This window comes from Chlorobaculum tepidum TLS, from assembly GCF_000006985.1.
In the GTDB taxonomy this organism is placed as follows: Bacteria; Bacteroidota; Chlorobiia; order Chlorobiales; family Chlorobiaceae; genus Chlorobaculum; species Chlorobaculum tepidum.
In genome coordinates, this window is record NC_002932.3 from 348,904 (window position 1) to 366,149 (window position 17,246).

15 protein-coding genes are annotated in these 17,246 nt (G+C 57.1%); 11 read left to right on the plus strand and 4 right to left on the minus strand.

Features of this window, described 5'->3' with window-relative positions; translation table 11 throughout:
* The first annotated feature begins 537 nt into the window (after nt 1–537).
* The 3 genes from AYT24_RS01660 (at nt 538) to AYT24_RS01670 (ending at nt 4,135) form a co-directional block, all read left to right on the plus strand.
* Entirely contained in the window at nt 538–2,934 is a 2,397-nt protein-coding gene (locus AYT24_RS01660; RefSeq protein ID WP_010932026.1) for an endonuclease MutS2, read from the plus strand.
* A 123-nt stretch (nt 2,935–3,057) separates the two neighbouring features.
* Nucleotides 3,058–3,654: a CDP-diacylglycerol--glycerol-3-phosphate 3-phosphatidyltransferase gene (gene pgsA / locus AYT24_RS01665; RefSeq protein ID WP_010932027.1), complete on the plus strand. Its 597-nt coding sequence runs from the start codon at nt 3,058–3,060 to the stop codon at nt 3,652–3,654.
* A gap of 4 nt (nt 3,655–3,658) precedes the next feature.
* Nucleotides 3,659–4,135 (plus strand): phosphatidylglycerophosphatase A family protein, encoded by a 477-nt coding sequence (locus AYT24_RS01670; RefSeq protein ID WP_010932028.1) that lies wholly within the window; start codon nt 3,659–3,661, stop codon nt 4,133–4,135.
* On the opposite strand, the gene dxs is transcribed toward AYT24_RS01670, so the two are convergent.
* From dxs to AYT24_RS01685, 4 genes are all read right to left on the minus strand, one after another.
* A complete protein-coding gene (gene dxs / locus AYT24_RS01675) occupies nt 4,117–6,051 on the minus strand; it encodes a 1-deoxy-D-xylulose-5-phosphate synthase (RefSeq protein ID WP_010932029.1) in 1,935 nt (644 codons plus the stop codon). The two genes, AYT24_RS01670 and dxs, sit on opposite strands and share 19 nt — an antisense overlap.
* Nucleotides 6,052–6,110: 59 nt before the next feature.
* Nucleotides 6,111–6,326 carry a hypothetical protein gene (locus AYT24_RS10410; protein WP_226986834.1) on the minus strand — a complete coding sequence of 72 codons (216 nt, stop codon included), beginning with the start codon at nt 6,324–6,326 and terminating at the stop codon, nt 6,111–6,113.
* 289 nt (nt 6,327–6,615) lie between these two features.
* A complete protein-coding gene (locus AYT24_RS01680) occupies nt 6,616–7,041 on the minus strand; it encodes a secondary thiamine-phosphate synthase enzyme YjbQ (RefSeq protein ID WP_010932031.1) in 426 nt (141 codons plus the stop codon).
* A 48-nt stretch (nt 7,042–7,089) separates the two neighbouring features.
* Entirely contained in the window at nt 7,090–8,541 is a 1,452-nt protein-coding gene (locus AYT24_RS01685) for an alpha-amylase family glycosyl hydrolase (protein WP_164926839.1), read from the minus strand.
* 245 nt (nt 8,542–8,786) lie between these two features.
* On the opposite strand from AYT24_RS01685, the gene AYT24_RS01690 reads away from it, so the two are divergent.
* The 8 genes from AYT24_RS01690 to AYT24_RS01725 all read left to right on the plus strand — a co-directional run bounded on the left by AYT24_RS01690 (nt 8,787) and on the right by AYT24_RS01725 (nt 17,159).
* Nucleotides 8,787–9,122, plus strand: coding sequence for a 4a-hydroxytetrahydrobiopterin dehydratase (locus AYT24_RS01690; protein WP_010932034.1), 336 nt, complete (start codon nt 8,787–8,789; stop codon nt 9,120–9,122).
* Between the two features lie 126 nt (nt 9,123–9,248).
* Complete coding sequence (locus AYT24_RS01695) at nt 9,249–11,495, plus strand: ATP-dependent helicase (RefSeq protein WP_164926840.1); 2,247 nt, start codon at nt 9,249–9,251, stop codon at nt 11,493–11,495.
* Between the two features lie 274 nt (nt 11,496–11,769).
* Complete coding sequence (locus AYT24_RS01700) at nt 11,770–12,819, plus strand: glycosyltransferase family protein (RefSeq protein WP_164926841.1); 1,050 nt, start codon at nt 11,770–11,772, stop codon at nt 12,817–12,819.
* A complete protein-coding gene (locus AYT24_RS01705; protein WP_010932037.1) occupies nt 12,783–13,412 on the plus strand; it encodes a nitroreductase family protein in 630 nt (209 codons plus the stop codon). The genes AYT24_RS01700 and AYT24_RS01705 overlap by 37 nt, the downstream gene beginning before the upstream one ends.
* Before the next feature lie 9 nt (nt 13,413–13,421).
* Nucleotides 13,422–14,006 carry a leucyl/phenylalanyl-tRNA--protein transferase gene (gene aat, locus AYT24_RS01710; protein ID WP_010932038.1) on the plus strand — a complete coding sequence of 195 codons (585 nt, stop codon included), beginning with the start codon at nt 13,422–13,424 and terminating at the stop codon, nt 14,004–14,006.
* A 44-nt stretch (nt 14,007–14,050) separates the two neighbouring features.
* Nucleotides 14,051–14,596 (plus strand): hypothetical protein, encoded by a 546-nt coding sequence (locus AYT24_RS10415; protein ID WP_010932039.1) that lies wholly within the window; start codon nt 14,051–14,053, stop codon nt 14,594–14,596.
* Between the two features lie 149 nt (nt 14,597–14,745).
* On the plus strand, nt 14,746–16,047 hold the full coding sequence (locus AYT24_RS01720; RefSeq protein WP_164926842.1) for an ArsA family ATPase: 1,302 nt from the start codon (nt 14,746–14,748) through the stop codon (nt 16,045–16,047).
* A gap of 230 nt (nt 16,048–16,277) precedes the next feature.
* Entirely contained in the window at nt 16,278–17,159 is an 882-nt protein-coding gene (locus AYT24_RS01725) for an enoyl-ACP reductase (RefSeq protein WP_010932042.1), read from the plus strand.
* Nucleotides 17,160–17,246: the final 87 nt, after the last annotated feature.

Genomic DNA, 17,246 nt, shown 5'->3' on the forward strand with positions numbered 1-17,246 from the left:
CGCACATGGCTCTGAGGCCTTGATTTCATAAGTCCCTTTCTATTCATCAGGATCAACAATAAGAATGAGTCGTTTCATGTGCGTCTCCGATGTGATGTGCAGAGAGAACCGCTCTACACGTGCGGGGGCTTATAGATGCCCAACAATAATTAGATTGATCCGCGTCTTATACGGATCAGTATAGGACTTATTGTATCCCACAGTAACACAGTCTGAATCAAACACAGCAACAGAGCCCAAGCTTCCCGCACTCAATTGCGACGCCAGCGCTGCCAACAAAAAAATCTCACTGTGAAACAGTCGTGTTTCGACAGAAATCCTCCATACGCATCTGCCAATCTGCCGCCAGTTCGAGGATTTTTTATCGGCTCACAGGAGCCTCCTATCCCACGTCACCCTGCACGATGTGAAGCCTTTGGCTTCAAGCGCCGAGCAGGCATCCCCCCAACAAAATCTCTCATTCTCAGCTTTTTCGGGATTATCTTTTATCTTGGCGGCCTGAAGCGTGAACGAAGTGACAACAGTGTTATGGTGAATATGGACGAAACGACAGTGACAGAATCGGTCTCCCTCTTCAGAAAGCTTGAGTTTGACAAGGTGGCCCGTCATGCGGCGGGGTTCTGCATTTCGGCGATGGGGAGCGATTTGCTGATGGAGATGGGGCTTCCCGACGAGTGCGAGCGGGAACTGGTGCGGGTGCTTGAGCTGAAGAACTTTCTGCTCGAAGGCGAGCCGCTGCCGTTTTCGCGCCTGCCCGACACGCGCTTTCTGCTCAGCAAGCTCGAAGTGCTCGACAGCTGGCTCAATGCCGCCGAGCTGCTCGATATTTTCTACCTGCTGCAAAGCTCCGCGCAGCTTCGCAAGTTCATGTTTACCAGCCGCGAGCGATTCCCGGCACTGAACGAATTCACCATCCGCATCTGGCTCGAAAAGAGCATCCAGTATTCGATTTCGCAGGCCATCGACGAGCGGGCTGTGGTGCGCGATACGGCAAGCGACGCGCTCTACGAAATCCGCAAAAAACTCGGCGAGGCGCGCGACGGATTGCGCCGCAAAATGGAGCGCATCCTGCGCCGCTGCCAGAACGAAGGGTGGCTGATGGAGGAGACCGTGGCGCTGAAAAACGGTCGGCAGGTGCTGCCGCTTCGGGTCGAGAACAAGCACCGGCTGCCCGGCTACATCCAGGACTACTCACAGACCGGCCAGACGGTGTTCGTCGAACCCGCCGAAACGCTCGAAATCAGCAATCGCATCCAGGAACTCGAAATCGCCGAGCGGCGCGAGATCGAGCGCATTCTCAAGGCGCTCTCCGACGGCGTGCGGCAGGAGCTGGAGAATGTGCGCCATAACGAGCGAATCATGGCGGCGTTCGACTCGCTTTACGCACGGGCGCGGCTCGCCGTCGAGACCGGTTCGATGCTGCCGAAAATCTCGGCGGGGCGGCGGCTGAAGATCGTCAAGGGCTACCATCCGTGGCTCTTCATTTCGCACGGTTTCTCGAAGGAGAAAGTCTTTCCGCTCGACATGGAGCTTGACGAAAACGAACAGGTGCTGGTGATTTCGGGGCCGAACGCGGGCGGCAAGTCGGTGGCGATGAAGACCGTCGGGCTGCTGGTCTGCATGTTGCGCCACGGCTATCTCGTGCCGTGCAGCGAGAGTTCGGAGTTCCCGCTTTTCAACAGCATCTTCATCGAAATCGGCGACGAGCAGTCGATCGAAAACGATCTCTCGACCTTCAGCTCGCACCTCTCGGCGATCCGCGACATCCTTGACCACGCGCAGCCCGACAGCCTCGTTTTGATCGACGAACTCTGCTCCGGCACCGACGTCGAGGAGGGGAGCGCCATCGCCCGCGCGGTGATTGAGGAGCTGCTTGAACGCGGCGTCAAGACCATCGTCACCACCCATCTCGGCGAGCTGAAGCTTTACGCCCACCGGCGCGAAGGGGTCGTCAACGGCGCGATGGAGTTCGACCGGCACGGCCTCGCGCCGACCTTTCGCTTCCTTAAAGGCGTGCCGGGCAACAGCTTCGCCTTTGCGATGATGCGGCGCATGGGCTTTTCGGATGAGATCGTCAACCGCGCAACAGGCTTTTTGACGACCGGTCATACCGGCTTGGAGGAGATGATCGAGGATTTCCGGAAGTCTGCGGCGAGCAACCGCGAGCTGGAGAGGGAGCTGAGGCGCGAGCGGCTCGAAGCCGAATCGATTCGCTCGGCCTTGACCTTGCAGCGGGCCGAACTGCGCAAAAAAATGCAGGAGCTGAAGAGCAGGGGGTATCGCGATCTCGACCGCCAGCTCGAACAGGCGCGCAAGGAGATTCGCGATCTCGTGCGCGAGGTGAAGGAACATCCCGGCGACGATGCGACGCTGCACAAGGCGCGGACGAAGCTGGCCGGAATGAAGCGCGAGTTGGCGGTGAAGGGGGAGCAGGTCGAGCGCGAGGTCGCGCCGCAGGCCGACCTGAGCATCCGCCCCGGCGACACGGTTCGGATTGGCGACACCAACACCACCGGCGAGGTGGAGTCGATCCAGGGCGACTCGGCGGTGGTGCAATGCGGCAACTTCCGGCTTACCACGGCGTTGCGCGGGCTGAAGAAGATTTCCCGTGCCGGTGCGAAGAAGCTGCAAAAAGAGGCGGCGACGGGCGCGGCGGCGGGCAAGAGCTGGTCGGTCAAATCGTCAACGCTCGAATCGACGCGGCTCGACCTGCGCGGCCTCACTGGTGACGAAGCGATTGCCGAGATCGGGCGTTTCATCGACGCGCTGGCGGTGCACCGGATGCCCTTCGGAACCATTGTTCACGGCAAAGGTTCCGGCGCGTTGCGGCTGCGTACGGCAGAGTTTCTCAAGCAGCACTCGCGCGTCAAAAGCTTCCGCCTTGGCGACTGGCAGGAGGGCGGTGCGGGCGTGACCGTGGTCGAGATGCGCTGAGTGCGATCAACTCATTCGCCCGGCGTATTTCAGTCAGCTTTGACAAAATGTGCAGGATGAAGTATCTTTTGCCCTTGCGAACGTTCGGATTGAGGAGGCATCGACTTCAATTTCATCATCAACATGACTTTTTCCAATCAGCTTACCATTCTGAGAATCATTCTCGTGCCGGTTTTCGTGCTGCTGCTCATGCAGGATAGCGCGTGGTACAGGCTGTTGGGGGTCATTGTCTTCGTAACGGCTTCTCTCACCGATATTTACGATGGCTACCACGCCCGTAAGTACGGCGAGGTGACGCGGCTCGGAGCGTTTCTTGATCCGCTGGCCGACAAGTTGCTCATCACTACGGCATTTCTTTTCTATGTATGGGAAGGCTATCTGGCGCTCTGGATGGTGTTGCTCGTGGCTGCCCGTGACATCGTGGTGACGGGGCTGCGCGTCTATGCGGAGCACATCGACCATCCTGTGGTGACCAGCAAGGAGGCCAAGTACAAAACCTTCGCGCAGAACCTGTTCGCCTATGTTATCATGCTTTTCATCCTGCTGAAGGAGAAGAGCTTTTTCGGCCCGAAGATGGCGGCTTTCATGGAGGTGATTCTCCATTCGCCCTGGCTTGGTTACGCGATGTTCGCCATTACGCTGTTTACGGTCTGGACTGGGGTTTCCTACCTCATCAGCAACAGGCGCCTCATCTTCCGGAATTCTGCGGGAGGGCGCTGAAGCCATGCGGCAATGGCTCGGCAGAATCTTCGGGAGCGCCTTTGGTATTGGGTATGTGCCGTTTGCGCCGGGCACCTTCGCCAGCGGAGCCGCCGCGCTGCTCTATCTTTATATCCCTACAATTCGTGAATTGCCGTTGCTCGCTTTGCTGATCGCGCTTTCGATTGTGCTTGGCGTGTGGGCTGGCGGGGCCATGGAAAAGGAGTATGGTGAGGATCCTTCGCAGGCGGTGATCGACGAGGTTGCCGGGCAATGGATTTCGCTGTTTGCCATTCCATTTTCACCGCTTGCCGTGTTGCTTGCGTTCATCTTCTTCCGGCTCTTCGACGTACTCAAGCCGGGCATTGTCGATCGTGCCCAGCACCTCCCCGGCGGCTGGGGCATCATGGCCGACGACGTGCTGGCCGGAATTCTGGCCAACCTGTTACTTCGTCTCGTGATGCTTGCCCTTCCGATGCTGCCTTACGGCTTATCCTTGTAAAACTCCAGAATCTTTCCCGACAGACTTTCGGCGTCGAGGCCGACTTCACGGTACAGCTCATCCATGCTGCCGTGGGTGACGAAGGCATCGGGCAGGCCGAACGAAATGCATTTGATTCCGGGATGGGCGTGGTGCAGATAGTTGACCACGTTGCTGCCGAAGCCGCCGATGATGCTGTTCTCCTCGATGGTGACGATGTGCGTACAGCGTGATGCCGCCATGTCGATTATCTCGGTGTCGAGCGGCTTGAGGAAGCGCATGTCGCACACCAGCGGATCGAGGCCTGCCGCTTCAAGCAGTGCAGCGGTTTCGAGCGCGCGGTTGCTCATGGTGCCGATGCCAAGCAGCGCCACCGATTTGCCATCCCGCAGAATTCGCCCCCTGCCGACCGGAACAGGCGTGAACTCCTTGTGCAGCGTCGCGCCGCTGCCGCTGCCTCGAGGATAGCGGATCGCCACCGGGCCTTTGATATCGTACAGTGCCGTGTAGAGCATGTTTCGCAGCTCCTGTTCGTCGCCGGGGGCCATGATGGTCAAATTCGGCACGACGTTGAGGTACGACAGGTCGAACGCGCCATGGTGGGTCGGGCCATCCTCGCCGACCAGGCCAGCGCGGTCGATGGCGAACACCACGTGCAGGTTTTGCAGCGCCACGTCGTGGATGAGCTGGTCGTAGGCGCGTTGCAAAAAGGTGGAATAAACGGCGAATACCGGTTTGAAGCCGCCGCAGGCGAGTCCTGCTGCGAAGGTGACAGCGTGCTGCTCGGCGATGCCCACGTCGAAGCATCTCGACGGAATAGCCTGCTGGAACAGGTCGAGCGAGGTGCCGCTCGGCATGGCTGCCGTGATCGCCGTGATGGTCGGGTCTTTCAGCGCCAGCTCGACCAGCGCTTCGCCGAACACCTCCTGATACTTCGGCTTGGCCGGTTTGCCGGGAGCCTTGACGTTCTTGCCTGTCTCGATGTCAAAGCCTCCAACACTGGCGTGCCACTTGGGCTGGTTCTCCTCGGCGGGCTTGAACCCCTTGCCCTTGGTGGTAATGACGTGTAGCAGCTTGGGGTGGTGGAGCTGGCGCATTTCGCGGAGCGCCTTGATGAGCTGCTCCATGTTGTGGCCGTCGATGGGGCCGAAGTAGCGGAAACCGAGCGCCTCGAAATACGCGCCGGGCGTGAAGGCGGCCTTGATGCCATCCTCGATGCGGTGCACGGCGGTTTTGGCTGTTTCGCCTATTTCGTTGTGCAGCAGGGAGAGGCTGTCCCATACAAACTTGCGCAAGCGGTTGTAGGTTTTGTTCAGGGTGAGGTTGACCAGATAGTTCTTCAAGCCTCCGGTGCTTGGCGAAATCGCCATCTGGTTGTCGTTGAGGATGACCAGTACGTCGGACTTCGTATCGCCGAGATGGTTCATCGCCTCGAAGGCCATGCCGCCTGTCAGGCTGCCGTCGCCGATGATCGCCACTACCTTCTCCTTTCGTCCGGCAAGGTCTCGTGCTGCCGCCAGTCCTGCCGCCGCCGAGATCGAGGTCGAGGCGTGGCCGGTGCCGAAGGCGTCGTGCGGGCTTTCGCTGCGCTTCGGGAAGCCCGCCAGGCCGTGGTAGCGGCGGTTGGTCTCCATCTGCGCCAGCCGCCCGGTGAGGATTTTGTGCACGTACGCTTGATGGCCCACGTCCCAGATGATCCGGTCGGTCGGGCTCTGGTAGACGTAGTGCAGCGCCACGGTCAGCTCCACGACTCCGAGGCTCGAACCGAAGTGTCCCCCGTTCTGCGACACCAGCTCGATCACCTTTTTCCGGCACTCGGCAGCCACCAGTTCGAGTTCGTGAAGACTCAGTTTCTTGAGGTCGGCGGGAGAGTGGATGGACGAAAGCAGTGGATAGGCCTGCGAAATCATAGCCGGAGCGGAGACGAGGTCTGCCATAGGTTAGGGGGATGATGTTCAGATGAAAGTACGTTTTTTTTCTAACCTCCCGGATCAGCCTACCGTTCCGGGATGGGGGGATTTCCTTGTTCTGAATCGAGATCGAAATCGGGATTTGGTAGAAATGAAATAAAGAGATTTTTTCCGTAGCCCATCTCCGTGGTTGCCTGATTGGACTGGTGAATCCGCAACCGTGTCGGCAAACCGGGATCTGCCAACATGGTTCTGGGGCGACCGCAAGGGTTCGCCCCTACATTTTGTTCCATGTTGCGCATGATCAAAATAATCGGTTGCACAAGATATTGGGCTGAAGCCGAGTGGAGAGATGGGGGAAAATTAACCCCGGTTTGAAAACCGGGGCAATAGGGTACATGTAAGAGGTCGAATGTCCGTCTGGTTAAAAAAACCGACTGAATGGAAAAGCGGCTCGTTGAGAAGAGGGGACTTGGTCAATAAGCCCGTGACAATTGCCCTGGACTTTAGTCCGGGGTCAAGCATCTGCTAAAAAATCCGGGCTTCAGCCCAATTCTTCATATCCTGAGCGACCCTGCGGTTTCGTCCCTTTTATTCCCCCTGGATATGCACCAGCACTTCGCGTTTTGGGCGCGGACCATCAAGTTCAATGAAAAAGATCGACTGCCATTTGCCGAGCATGAGCTGGCCTTCGGAGAACGGAATCGTTTCGGAGCTGTTCATGAAAAGTCCCAGCAGGTGCGAGTGGGCGTTGTCGCGGCCATCAATGGTTTCGATGTTGTGCAGCCAGTCGCCATCTTTCGGGATGAAGCGCTTCAGCCAGGTGGTCATGTCTTGCATGAGCCGCTCCTCCCGCTCGTTGATGTTGAGGCAGGCCGTGGTGTGGCGGCTGAGCAGCGTGACGGTGCCCTGTTGCAGACCGGATTCTTCGAGCGCCGAACGCACATCGGCGGTGATGTCGATAATGTCGATTGGCCGCGTTGTCTGGCAGGTGATGGTGGCGGTATGGTAGTTCATGGATGCGTGTGCGAAAATGTGGTGGTGAAAAACGCCGGTTGAACTGCGTCAGCTGTTTTTGGCTATGAGCAGCACTCCTTCGTGGGGCGCGAGGCGGATGCTCAGGGTCGAATCGTGCAGATGAAGTTCATGAGGATGTTCCGGAAATCGGGTTGACAAGGCGGTGATTGCCGAGTCGCCAAGCCCCGCGAGCGCTGGATGGCTGAATTGCGTGTCGATGCCGGTAGCCGAGAAGTTGGCGAGAATGAAGGCGTAAACGTCCGGAATCGTCCGGCAGTAGCCGAAACAGAGCGACTGGCCATTCGTGTTCAGTTCGAGCCATTCGGTATGCCCCTCCTGAATCACGGCCTCACGGCGGAATTCGAACAGTTTGAGGTACAGATGCAAAAGCGCCTTGTCTGAAGGCTCTTTTGAATGGCGGATGAGCTGCACGGGAATTTTCTTTTTCAAGCCGAGCATCTGCCCCTGGTGGATCAGGTTCATGCCGGGCGAGGTGAGCATCACCAGCGCCGCGACCGCGTGGTTCGGGCCGAAGCGCTCCGAGGCGCGAACCTCGTCGTGGTTCTCGATGAACCGGCACAGCTTCTGCTGATACTCCCAGTCGGCGAGCAGGTGGCCCTTGAGTTTCGGCACATTGACCGGCGAGGCGCCGAGGTAGTCGTAAAACGGTTTGTCATAGGTGAAATCGAACCCCAGCTGCTGCAATTCCGACTCGCGGTTCCAGTACGATTCGGCAAGAAAGAGAAACTTCGGGTGCTTGTGCCGGATCGCCTCGATCGCTTTCGGCCAGAACTCCTCGCTCATCTTTCCGGCCAGATTCTGCCAGGTGGTGTTGAACACATCCTTCAGGATCAGCATCGCCACATCGCAGCGCACGCCATCGCACAGGTCGCTGATGTGCGACAGGTTGTGGATCATCATTTCGTGCGTGGCCGGATTGGCGTAGTTGAGCTGCAGGGTGTCGGTCCAGGGCGGGAAGTACGGGTCTTTGCCGTGCGCGAGATATTTGCCTTTGGTGTATTCGAAGCAGGATGAGGGATCGTGGCACTGCTCGTGCCTCGAAATGGTGACGAAATATTCGGGATGCTCCGGCAGCCAGCGGTTGTCGAGTGCCATGTGGTTCGGCACGAAATCGAGGATCAGCTTGATGCCCATGTCGGCCAGGCGTTTGCGGAACGCCACGAGCGCCTCCTGACCGCCGATGACCTTGCTGACTTCGTAAGCCGGAATGGAGTAGGGGGAGCTGACAATATCCTCGGCTTGCAGATCCTTGAGATAATCGAGCAACTCCGAGCGAAGCCCCCGATGCGAAGCCGCGATAGCCGCGCTGTAGCGGCTCGGTCTCCACACGCCCATGAGCCAGACATGGGTGAACTTCCCGTCGCGAAGAATCTGCAACTCCTCATCGGGCACCTCTTCAAGGGTGATAGGGTGCCCAAGCCTCGCCGAAATCTCTTTCAGCCAGACTCGCGTATTGATTTCATAAACCAGAGGAAACATGCCTGTACCAGTTGAGCGGAGGCGGCCAGTGTCGAGGCCGGAAATTTCGGATGCCTAATATAGCAAGGAAATAGCAAAAGATAGGGCGCGAGCAGAGGTTTTACAGTTTCCGGACATGACCCGCGTGCAACTCTGGGATGGATGGCGCGGTTGAAAATTACGCAAAGGCAATGCAGCACTCCAGTGACATCACCAGCGGGGCGATCTGGGCCTAGTCTGCGGAACACAAGACAGGAGAACATATCATGACACAGCTCGAAAACAAGCATTGCGTGCCCTGCGAGGGGACGGCAGCTCCGATGGCTTCGGAAGAGCTTCAGCGGCAACTCTCCTCTCTGCCAGAGTGGACACTGGTCGATGACTCCGGCACCTCGAAACTGGTCAGGGTTTTCACGTTTAAGGATTTCCAGTCGGCGCTCGACTTTACCAACCGGGTTGGCCAGCTCGCCGAAGCCGAGGGGCACCATCCGGCGCTTCTGACCGAATGGGGCAAAGTGACCGTCTCGTGGTGGACGCACGCCATCGGAGGCATCCACCTGAACGACGTCATCATGGCGACGAAGACCGAAAAGCTGGTTTGAGGACGTTTTTTTCTAATGTCAGCGTTGGTATTCGAGTCCGGATGTGCGAAATTCTTCTGAGCTTTGTGATGGCTTGCCGATCCCCAGCCGGGAGTGTGGGCCGCTAACCTTTTATTTCCAGAAGCTTTGACAGATTTTCTCCAGGGACTCAACGATGTTCAGCGACAGGCCGTGCTCGCTACCGAAGGCCCCGTGATGGTACTGGCGGGCGCGGGGTCGGGCAAGACTCGCGTCATTACCTACCGCATCGCGCACCTCATCCGCAACGTCGGGGTTTTGCCCCAGAACATTCTCGCCCTCACCTTCACCAACAAGGCGGCGGGCGAGATGCGCCAGCGTATCGACAGCATCCTCGAATATGGCAGCGCCTCCAGCCTCTGGATCGGCACCTTCCACTCGGTGTTCGCGCGGCTTTTGCGCAGCTACATCCACCTGATCGGCTACGATCGCAACTTCTCGATTTTCGATGCCGACGACAGCAAGAGCCTCATCAAGCAGTGCATGAAGGAGCTGAACCTGTCGCCCGAAACGCTGCCGGTGAACCTCGTGCACTCGGCCATCAGCAAGGCCAAGAACAGCTTCGTCCTGCCACCGGAGTTCCATCGCAAGGCGATCGACGACCAGTCGCAGAAGATTTCGCTGGTCTATGAGCGCTACGTGCACAAGCTGCGCGAGAACAACGCGCTCGATTTCGACGACCTGCTCATCAAGCCTATCGAGCTGTTCACCGAGCAGCCGCGTGTGCTGGAGCAGTTGCAGGACTATTTCAAGTACCTGCTCATCGACGAGTACCAAGACACCAACCGCGTGCAGTACCTGGTCGCCAAAATGATCGCCGAAAAGCACCGGAACATCTTCGTCGTTGGCGACGACGCGCAGTCGATCTACTCGTGGCGCGGGGCGGACATCTCGAACATACTCAACTTCAACGACGATTACGGCGACGCGCAGGTGTTCAAGCTGGTCGATAACTACCGCAGCACCAAGACGATTCTGGACGCGGCCAACAGCGTCATCAGCCGCAACACGCACCAGATCAAAAAGGAGCTGGTGGCCAACGCCGGTATGGGTGAGCCGATCACGCTGATCGAAGCGTTCAACGAAAAGCGCGAGGCCGAAAAGGTGGCCGAGCACATCAAGTCGATCCGGCTGTCGAAGGGCGCGCAGTACCGCTCGTTCGCGGTGTTTTACCGCACCAACGCCCAGTCGCGCGTGATCGAGGACATGATGCGCCAGAACCGCATTCCGTACAAGATTTTCGGCAGCGTGTCGTTCTACAAGCGCAAGGAGATCAAGGATGCCGTGGCCTACATGCGGCTCGTGCTGAACGACCGTGACAGCGAGTCGCTTCTGCGGGTCATCAACTTTCCGCCGCGCAAGATTGGCGACGTGAGCATCAACAAGCTCAAGGAGTTCGCCGAGGAACGGAACATTTCGCTCTATGAAGCGGTGAAGCGCGCGGGTGAGGGGGGCTTCCAGGCGCGGCTCGTCAACGCGCTGACGCAGTTCACTGACCTCATCGAGGCGATGCGGAAGCAGGCCGAAGAGGGCACCGCCTACGACGTGCTTTCGATGCTCTACGAGACCACCGGCCTGCTCTCGCTCTTGAAGGAGGAGAACACGCCCGAAGCGCTTGCGCGGCACGAGAACCTTCAGGAGCTGCTCTCGATGACGCGCGACTTTGCCGACCACAATCCCAATTCGGCCACGCTCGGCGACTTCCTCTCGACCATCTCGCTCGCCTCGGACTACGACGAAACACAGGAGTCGGATAACTACGTCTCGCTCATGACGGTGCACGCGGCGAAGGGTCTTGAATTTCCGGTGGTGTTCGTCACCGGCATGGAGGAGAAGCTGTTCCCGCTCAACAGCTACGAACCGGGCGAACTGGAGGAGGAGCGGCGGCTCTTCTACGTGGCGATCACCCGAGCGCGCGAAAAGCTGTTCCTCTCGTGGGCGCAGAGCCGCTATATGTATGGCCAGCCGCAGATGTGCATGCGCTCGACCTTCATCAACGAAATCAACCCCAACATTATCGTCACCGAAGGGGGGCGCAAGCTCTCCGAAAGCCCGAAAAAGGTCGCTGCGACGGCGATGGCCGGACGCCCGGTCTTCGGCTCGTCGCTGAGGCCTCAGCCGGGGGGCAGCCCGGCGGCAAAGGTGCCGACCGTCAAACCCGCCGGATCGGCGCGTCCCACCGGCGCGGCCAAAAGCGAGTACCGCCCGGGCACCAGAGTGCAGCACGCTATCTTCGGCCCCGGCACCGTGCTCGAAGTGCAGGGCAGTGGGGCGAAGCAGAAGGTCAAGATCAACTTCCGCACCGCCGGCGAAAAAACGCTGATGGTGCAGTACGCCAATCTGAAGATCGTGTGATGAACGCTGCCTGACGGGATGCTTCGCTCTGCTCAGCATGACAAAGGCGCAGCATCCGGGAGCGACGCCGGTTGATTTATCCTTCACCCGCTACGTCCACAGCGTCAATGCCTTTTCTCCGCTTTTCTCATGCCGCCGGTCAATCTGTGATGCAACGGTGTTACGCCGTTGCTGCTTTCTTCTATATTTCCGTAATAATTGTAATTTTAAGCTGTTGGCATCCAGTCCCGTGGCTTTTGACTGGCAACGGGAAGGTATTAAACAAACGCAGTGCATGAAGATCCTTTTCGGCGTTCAGGGAACAGGGAATGGCCATATCAGCAGAAGCAGGGAGCTGGTCAGAAAGCTCAAGGAAGATGGGCATGAGGTTCAGGTCATCATCAGCGGCAGAAAGGAGGAAGAGCTTCGTGAGATTGAGGTGTTTGCTCCCTACAAGGTGCTCAAGGGCTTCACCCTGGTGACGCGCCGCGGCAAGATGAGCTACATGGAGACCATGTTCCAGCTCGATTTTGTCAGTCTTTGGACCGATGTTCTGTCGCTCGATACTTCGTGTGTCGATCTGGTGATTACCGATTTCGAGCCGGTCACTTCGATGGCTGCCCGGTTCAAAGGGATCGTGAGCGTCGGGTTTGGTCACCAGTACGCATTTCCCTTCCATATTCCCATCGCACGCGGTAATCTCTTCGAGAAGTACACTCTGCTCAATTTCGCTCCGGCCCGCTACAACGCCGGATTGCACTGGGACCATTTCAACCAGCCAATCTTTCCCCCGGTTATTCCTCAAACACTCTACGATGCCGTTCGGCCAGAAGAGGATCCGCAGAAGATTCTGGTTTATCTGCCGTTCGAGGAGGTCGAGGACATTGATGCGTTTCTCCGTCCGTTCGATGCGTACCGCTTTTTTATTTACGGCAAGGTCAAAGAGGATCGCGACGATGGTCATCTCTGTTTTCGGGGCTACTCGCGGGAGGGGTTCCTGCGCGACCTCATGGAGTGCTCCGGGGTGGTTTGCAACGCGGGCTTCGAGCTGCCGGGCGAGGCGTTGCATCTCGGCAAGAAGATGCTGCTCCGTCCGCTCGATGGCCAGATCGAGCAGGAGTCTAACGCGCTGGCAATGGTGCAGCTCGGCTATGGCATGTCGATGCACACGCTCGATGGCGAGGTGCTCAAGGAGTGGTTCGCCATGCCGCCGGGCAAGCCGCTTAATTATTCGAGGACGGTCGATTACATCGCCGAGTGGATTGCTTCGGGCAGATGGAACGATCTGCGCGTCTTTACCGATGCCGCATGGAAGGATCACTGTCGCGAGGAGTCGAAATCATGAAGCTCAGGGAACTGGTGGCCCGGAGTCGCAGCATCCGGCGGTTCGACGAACATGTCGCCGTGAATGATGCAACGCTTCGCGATCTGGTTGAGCTGGTCTGCTACACGCCGTCCGCGGCCAACAGGCAGCTGTTGCGGTTTTTGCCGGTTACAGGTGCTGATATGTCCGACAAGGTGTTTCCCTGCCTGAAATGGGCCGGGTATCTCGAAGATTGGCCTGGCCCTGAACCGGGCGAGCGTCCCGCCGCCGCCCTTGTCATGCTGTGCCGGAACGAAGATTTGCCCGGCGCGGCCTGCGACAGCGGTATTGCGGCGCAGACCATCATGCTTGGCGCGGCTGAGAAAGAGCTAGGTGGCTGCATCGTCGCCGCCATCGACCGTGAGCGTCTCATGGCGTCGCTTGGCATTCCCGACGCATGGACGGTGCTTCTTGTGATTGCGCTTGGCAAGCCCGCCGAAACGGTGGTGATTGACCAGATAAAACCGGGAGACGATATCCGCTACTGGCGCGACAAACATGGTATTCACCATGTGCCGAAGCGGCAGGTCGATGAATTGCTGGTGACGGCGGAACAGCTTCGTGAACGCGGGTAAGTCCTTAGCATGATAAAAGTAGAGGATATTCTGCGTGCCTACAGGCACGGCTTTTTCCCGATGGCCGACTCTCGCGAGGGGACGGTGAGCTGGTGCCAGCCCTACCAGCGCGCGGTGGTGCCGCTCGACAGTTTCCGGCCGTCGCGAAGCCTCCGGCGCGTCATTGGCAAAAAGCGTTTTACCATCAAAATCAATTCAGTTTTCGAACAGGTGATCCGTGCCTGCTCGCAGCCTCGTTCAACCGGGCAGGAGACCTGGCTTTCGGAGGAGATTATCAAGGTGTTTCTCAAGCTGCATCGTCTCGGAGTGGCGCACAGTGTGGAGAGCTGGCAGGATGGCGAGCTTGCCGGAGGGCTGTACGGTCTGTCGATGGGTGGGGCTTTTTTCGGTGAGTCGATGTTCTTTTTTCGGTCTGATGCCTCGAAAGTCGCCTTTGCCTGGCTGGTGGGCTATCTCAAACGCAAAGGCTATCTCCTGCTCGACGCGCAGATCATGAACCCACACCTTGAGAGTCTCGGTGCGATTGAAATCCCCCACGAAGAGTACATGGTGCAGCTTGAGCGCGCTCTCGGAAAAAAGATTTCGTTTGTCTGAGAAGCAAAGGGGAAAAGAGCTACCTTTTTCTATTTGACAACGGGTTGAAACGCGGCCTTTATTCAACGTTCGATCAACCGCTGTTTTCGAAGCACCAATTCTTCTTGGTGCATTTTGAGATGGATGCGAGAAGCGTCATGGTTCATTCACCTATAAAACAAACGCCGACGGCAATGAAACAGAGATTTTTACAGGCTTTCTTTATCGTGTTCGCAATAAGCAGCTTTTTTGGCGGCGTATCGCTTGCGGCTGATTCATCACCCGCAGTTTCCAAAAAGGCGGCAACCAGTCCGGAATCCGGGAAGACGGTTTCCAAGGATATTTCAAAGCCAGGCGTCTGGTCGAAGTTTGAAATGCTTTCATTCACGGATCGGGTAGTATTCAGGGATACTATGGCCGGTCTTACAGGGGTGGGCTATGAGCCTCTTGTTGTCAGGAAGCAGATTGTTGAAGGCGTGAACTACGAATTTTTCTGTAACGCGAGGGCCGTCTATCCTGGCACGGATTGGCATCCTGCAATGGTGCTGATTTACAAGCCACTGAAAGGCAACGCAGTCATTAAGAAGATCAGCAAGATAGATGGGCGCTGAAACGAGTCTGTTTGTTCTGTCTTGTAATTGTTTATATCATTATTCCAAAATGATTTAGCGATCTTTTGAAAATGTTGCTGTAAAAGTGCTAACTTCACAGTTCGTTTTATCGGGATCATTTTTCAGGCTGTATCAAAGGAGTGTGCCGCATGTCGTCGAGAGATTTATCTGAAAAACAGTCTCCGCCAAGGATTATCATCTATTCCGGCAAAGGGGGAACGGGCAAGACCACCATTTCGTCCTCTACGGCAGTCGCCCTTGCACGACAAGGCAAACGGGTGCTCATCATGTCCTCCGATCCGGCTCACTCGCTCTCTGATGTGTTCGGCGTGCAGATTGGCCGCAACGAGCCGCTCAAGATCGAAAAGAACCTGTACGGTCTCGAAGTCGATACCATCTACGAGCTGAAGAAAAACATGTCGGGCTTCCAGAAGTTCGTCTCTTCGTCGTACAAGAATCAGGGCATTGACAGCGGCATGGCTTCGGAGCTGACCACGCAGCCAGGTCTTGACGAAATCTTCGCGCTTTCCCGTCTGCTCGACGAATCGCAGTCCGGCAAGTGGGACACTATCGTGCTCGATACCTCGCCGACCGGCAACACGCTTCGACTGCTCGCCTACCCGGAGATCATCATCGGCGGCAACATGGGCAAGCAGTTCTTCAAGCTCTACAAGAGCATGTCTTCGCTGGCGCGTCCTCTCTCGGGCAACAATATTCCCGACGACGACTTCTTCAACGAGGTCAACGTGCTGCTCAAGCAGATGGAGGACATCAACGAGTTCATTCTCAGCCCGGAGGTCACCTTCCGGCTGGTGCTGAACCCGGAGAAACTCTCGATTCTCGAAACCAAGCGCGCCTATACTTTCGTGCACCTCTACGGTATCAATATCGACGGCATCGTCATCAACAAGATTCTGCCGACCTCGCGAACCGTGGGCGAGTACTTCGAGTTCTGGGCCGATCTGCACAGCAAGTACCTGATGGAGATCGACAACTCCTTCTATCCGACGCCGGTCTTCCGCTGCCACCTGCAACGCACCGAGCCGATCGGCCCCGACGCTCTCTACGACATCAGCCAGATCGTCTTCGGCGAAGAGGCTCCCGACAAGACCTTCTATTCGGGCAAGAACTTCTGGATCGAGAGCAAAAAGAATCAGGCGACCTCTGACAACCGCGAGGTGCTCTGCATCCGGATTCCGTTCCTCAAGGACGCCGCAGATGTCTCGGTCGAGCGTATGGGTACCGACATCATCGTCACGGTTGACCGCGCCCAGCGCAATATCACCTTGCCAAGGGCGCTCTACAGCCTCGACATGGATCGCTTCGTCCGTGAAGACAACATACTGAGGGTGATCTTCAAGGAGGTTAAGGTTGACAAGGAGGAGATGGAGCTGAACGTCAACAAGAACGTTCTTGACAAGTTGCGCTCCATGCGCCGCCTGAAAATCTGACAGCTGTGCCACCGGATTCCGCGCTTCTTGCCATTCCCGATGGCGCGGCCCTGACTGGTGGCAGGTTGATTTCCGTACCACAGTTTGTGTTGTATCGCCTTTTCCGTCAGGATGCAATTTTTACCGGTAACTGTTTAACAATTCACCGGAAACTTGTATCTTGACAGCTTTGAACGATCATCAAAGGGGTATCCGCTACCCTTATTTTCTGAATAGAATCAGATTGTATCATGCCCGAGAAAGCGCACTATGGTCTTTTGAAAGGGAAAAAAGGAATTGTTTTTGGCCCGCTCGATGAAAGCAGCATCGGTTGGCAGATTGCACTTCATGCTTACCGGGAAGGCGCACAGGTCGCCCTTTCCAATGTCGCGACAGCCATTCGCTTCGGCAAGCTGCAGGAGCTGTCCGAGCTTTGCGGCAATGCACCGATTCTGATCTGCGATGCGTCCAAGAACGAAGAGGTAGATAATACTTTCAGGGAACTCAAGGAGACCATGGGTTCTGTCGATTTTATTGTGCATTCGATCGGCATGTCCCAGAATATTCGCAAACAGGTGCCCTACGAGGAACTGAACTACGAGTGGTTCATGCGGACGCTCGATGTTTCCGGCATTTCGTTCCACCGGCTCGTGGCCTATGCGCTGAAGAACGAGGCGCTCAATGACGGCGCAAGCATTGTCGCGCTTTCATACATCGCGTCGCAGCGCAACTACTGGACCTATTCGGACATGGGCGACGCTAAGTCGCTGCTCGAATCGATTGCACGCAGCTTCGGCCCGAGACTGGCACCCCGTGGCATCCGGATCAACACGATTTCACAGAGCCCGACCTACACGAAAGCCGGCAGCGGTATTCCCGGTTTCGAGAAGATGTATGATTACAGTGAACTGATGTCGCCGCTCGGTAACGCGAGTGCTGAAGAGTGCGCCGAGTACACCATGACGATCCTGAGCGATCTGACGCGCAAGGTGACCATGCAGAACCTTTTCCATGATGGCGGTTACAGCTCGATGGGTGCAACCATTCCTATGATCAAGCTTGCTCATGAGGCTCTTCATGACAAGGAGCTTGCCGAAAGAGTTGGACTCGAAGGCCGTCATTCATCAAGGTAAGCATTGATGGAGCGCCGGCTTCCGCTGGCCTCCCGTTTTCCTTCATCACTTCCATACCCATTCGTCTTTGGCCTTGCTGACCAGGGC

Bases quoted from the DNA above. Each gene is read 5' to 3' on its own strand.
- AYT24_RS10410 (WP_226986834.1), bottom strand. From the start codon at position 6,326: ATGCGCAACATGGAACAAAATGTAGGGGCGAACCCTTGCGGTCGCCCC.
- AYT24_RS01725 (WP_010932042.1), top strand. From the start codon at position 16,278: ATGCCCGAGAAAGCGCACTATGGTCTTTTGAAAGGGAAAAAAGGAATT.
- AYT24_RS01685 (WP_164926839.1), bottom strand. From the start codon at position 8,541: ATGTTTCCTCTGGTTTATGAAATCAATACGCGAGTCTGGCTGAAAGAG.
- AYT24_RS01680 (WP_010932031.1), bottom strand. From the start codon at position 7,041: ATGAACTACCATACCGCCACCATCACCTGCCAGACAACGCGGCCAATC.
- AYT24_RS01705 (WP_010932037.1), top strand. From the start codon at position 12,783: ATGGAAGGATCACTGTCGCGAGGAGTCGAAATCATGAAGCTCAGGGAA.
- aat (WP_010932038.1), top strand. From the start codon at position 13,422: ATGATAAAAGTAGAGGATATTCTGCGTGCCTACAGGCACGGCTTTTTC.
- AYT24_RS01660 (WP_010932026.1), top strand. From the start codon at position 538: ATGGACGAAACGACAGTGACAGAATCGGTCTCCCTCTTCAGAAAGCTT.
- AYT24_RS01690 (WP_010932034.1), top strand. From the start codon at position 8,787: ATGACACAGCTCGAAAACAAGCATTGCGTGCCCTGCGAGGGGACGGCA.
- AYT24_RS01700 (WP_164926841.1), top strand. From the start codon at position 11,770: ATGAAGATCCTTTTCGGCGTTCAGGGAACAGGGAATGGCCATATCAGC.
- dxs (WP_010932029.1), bottom strand. From the start codon at position 6,051: ATGGCAGACCTCGTCTCCGCTCCGGCTATGATTTCGCAGGCCTATCCA.
- AYT24_RS01720 (WP_164926842.1), top strand. From the start codon at position 14,746: ATGTCGTCGAGAGATTTATCTGAAAAACAGTCTCCGCCAAGGATTATC.
- AYT24_RS01670 (WP_010932028.1), top strand. From the start codon at position 3,659: ATGCGGCAATGGCTCGGCAGAATCTTCGGGAGCGCCTTTGGTATTGGG.
- pgsA (WP_010932027.1), top strand. From the start codon at position 3,058: ATGACTTTTTCCAATCAGCTTACCATTCTGAGAATCATTCTCGTGCCG.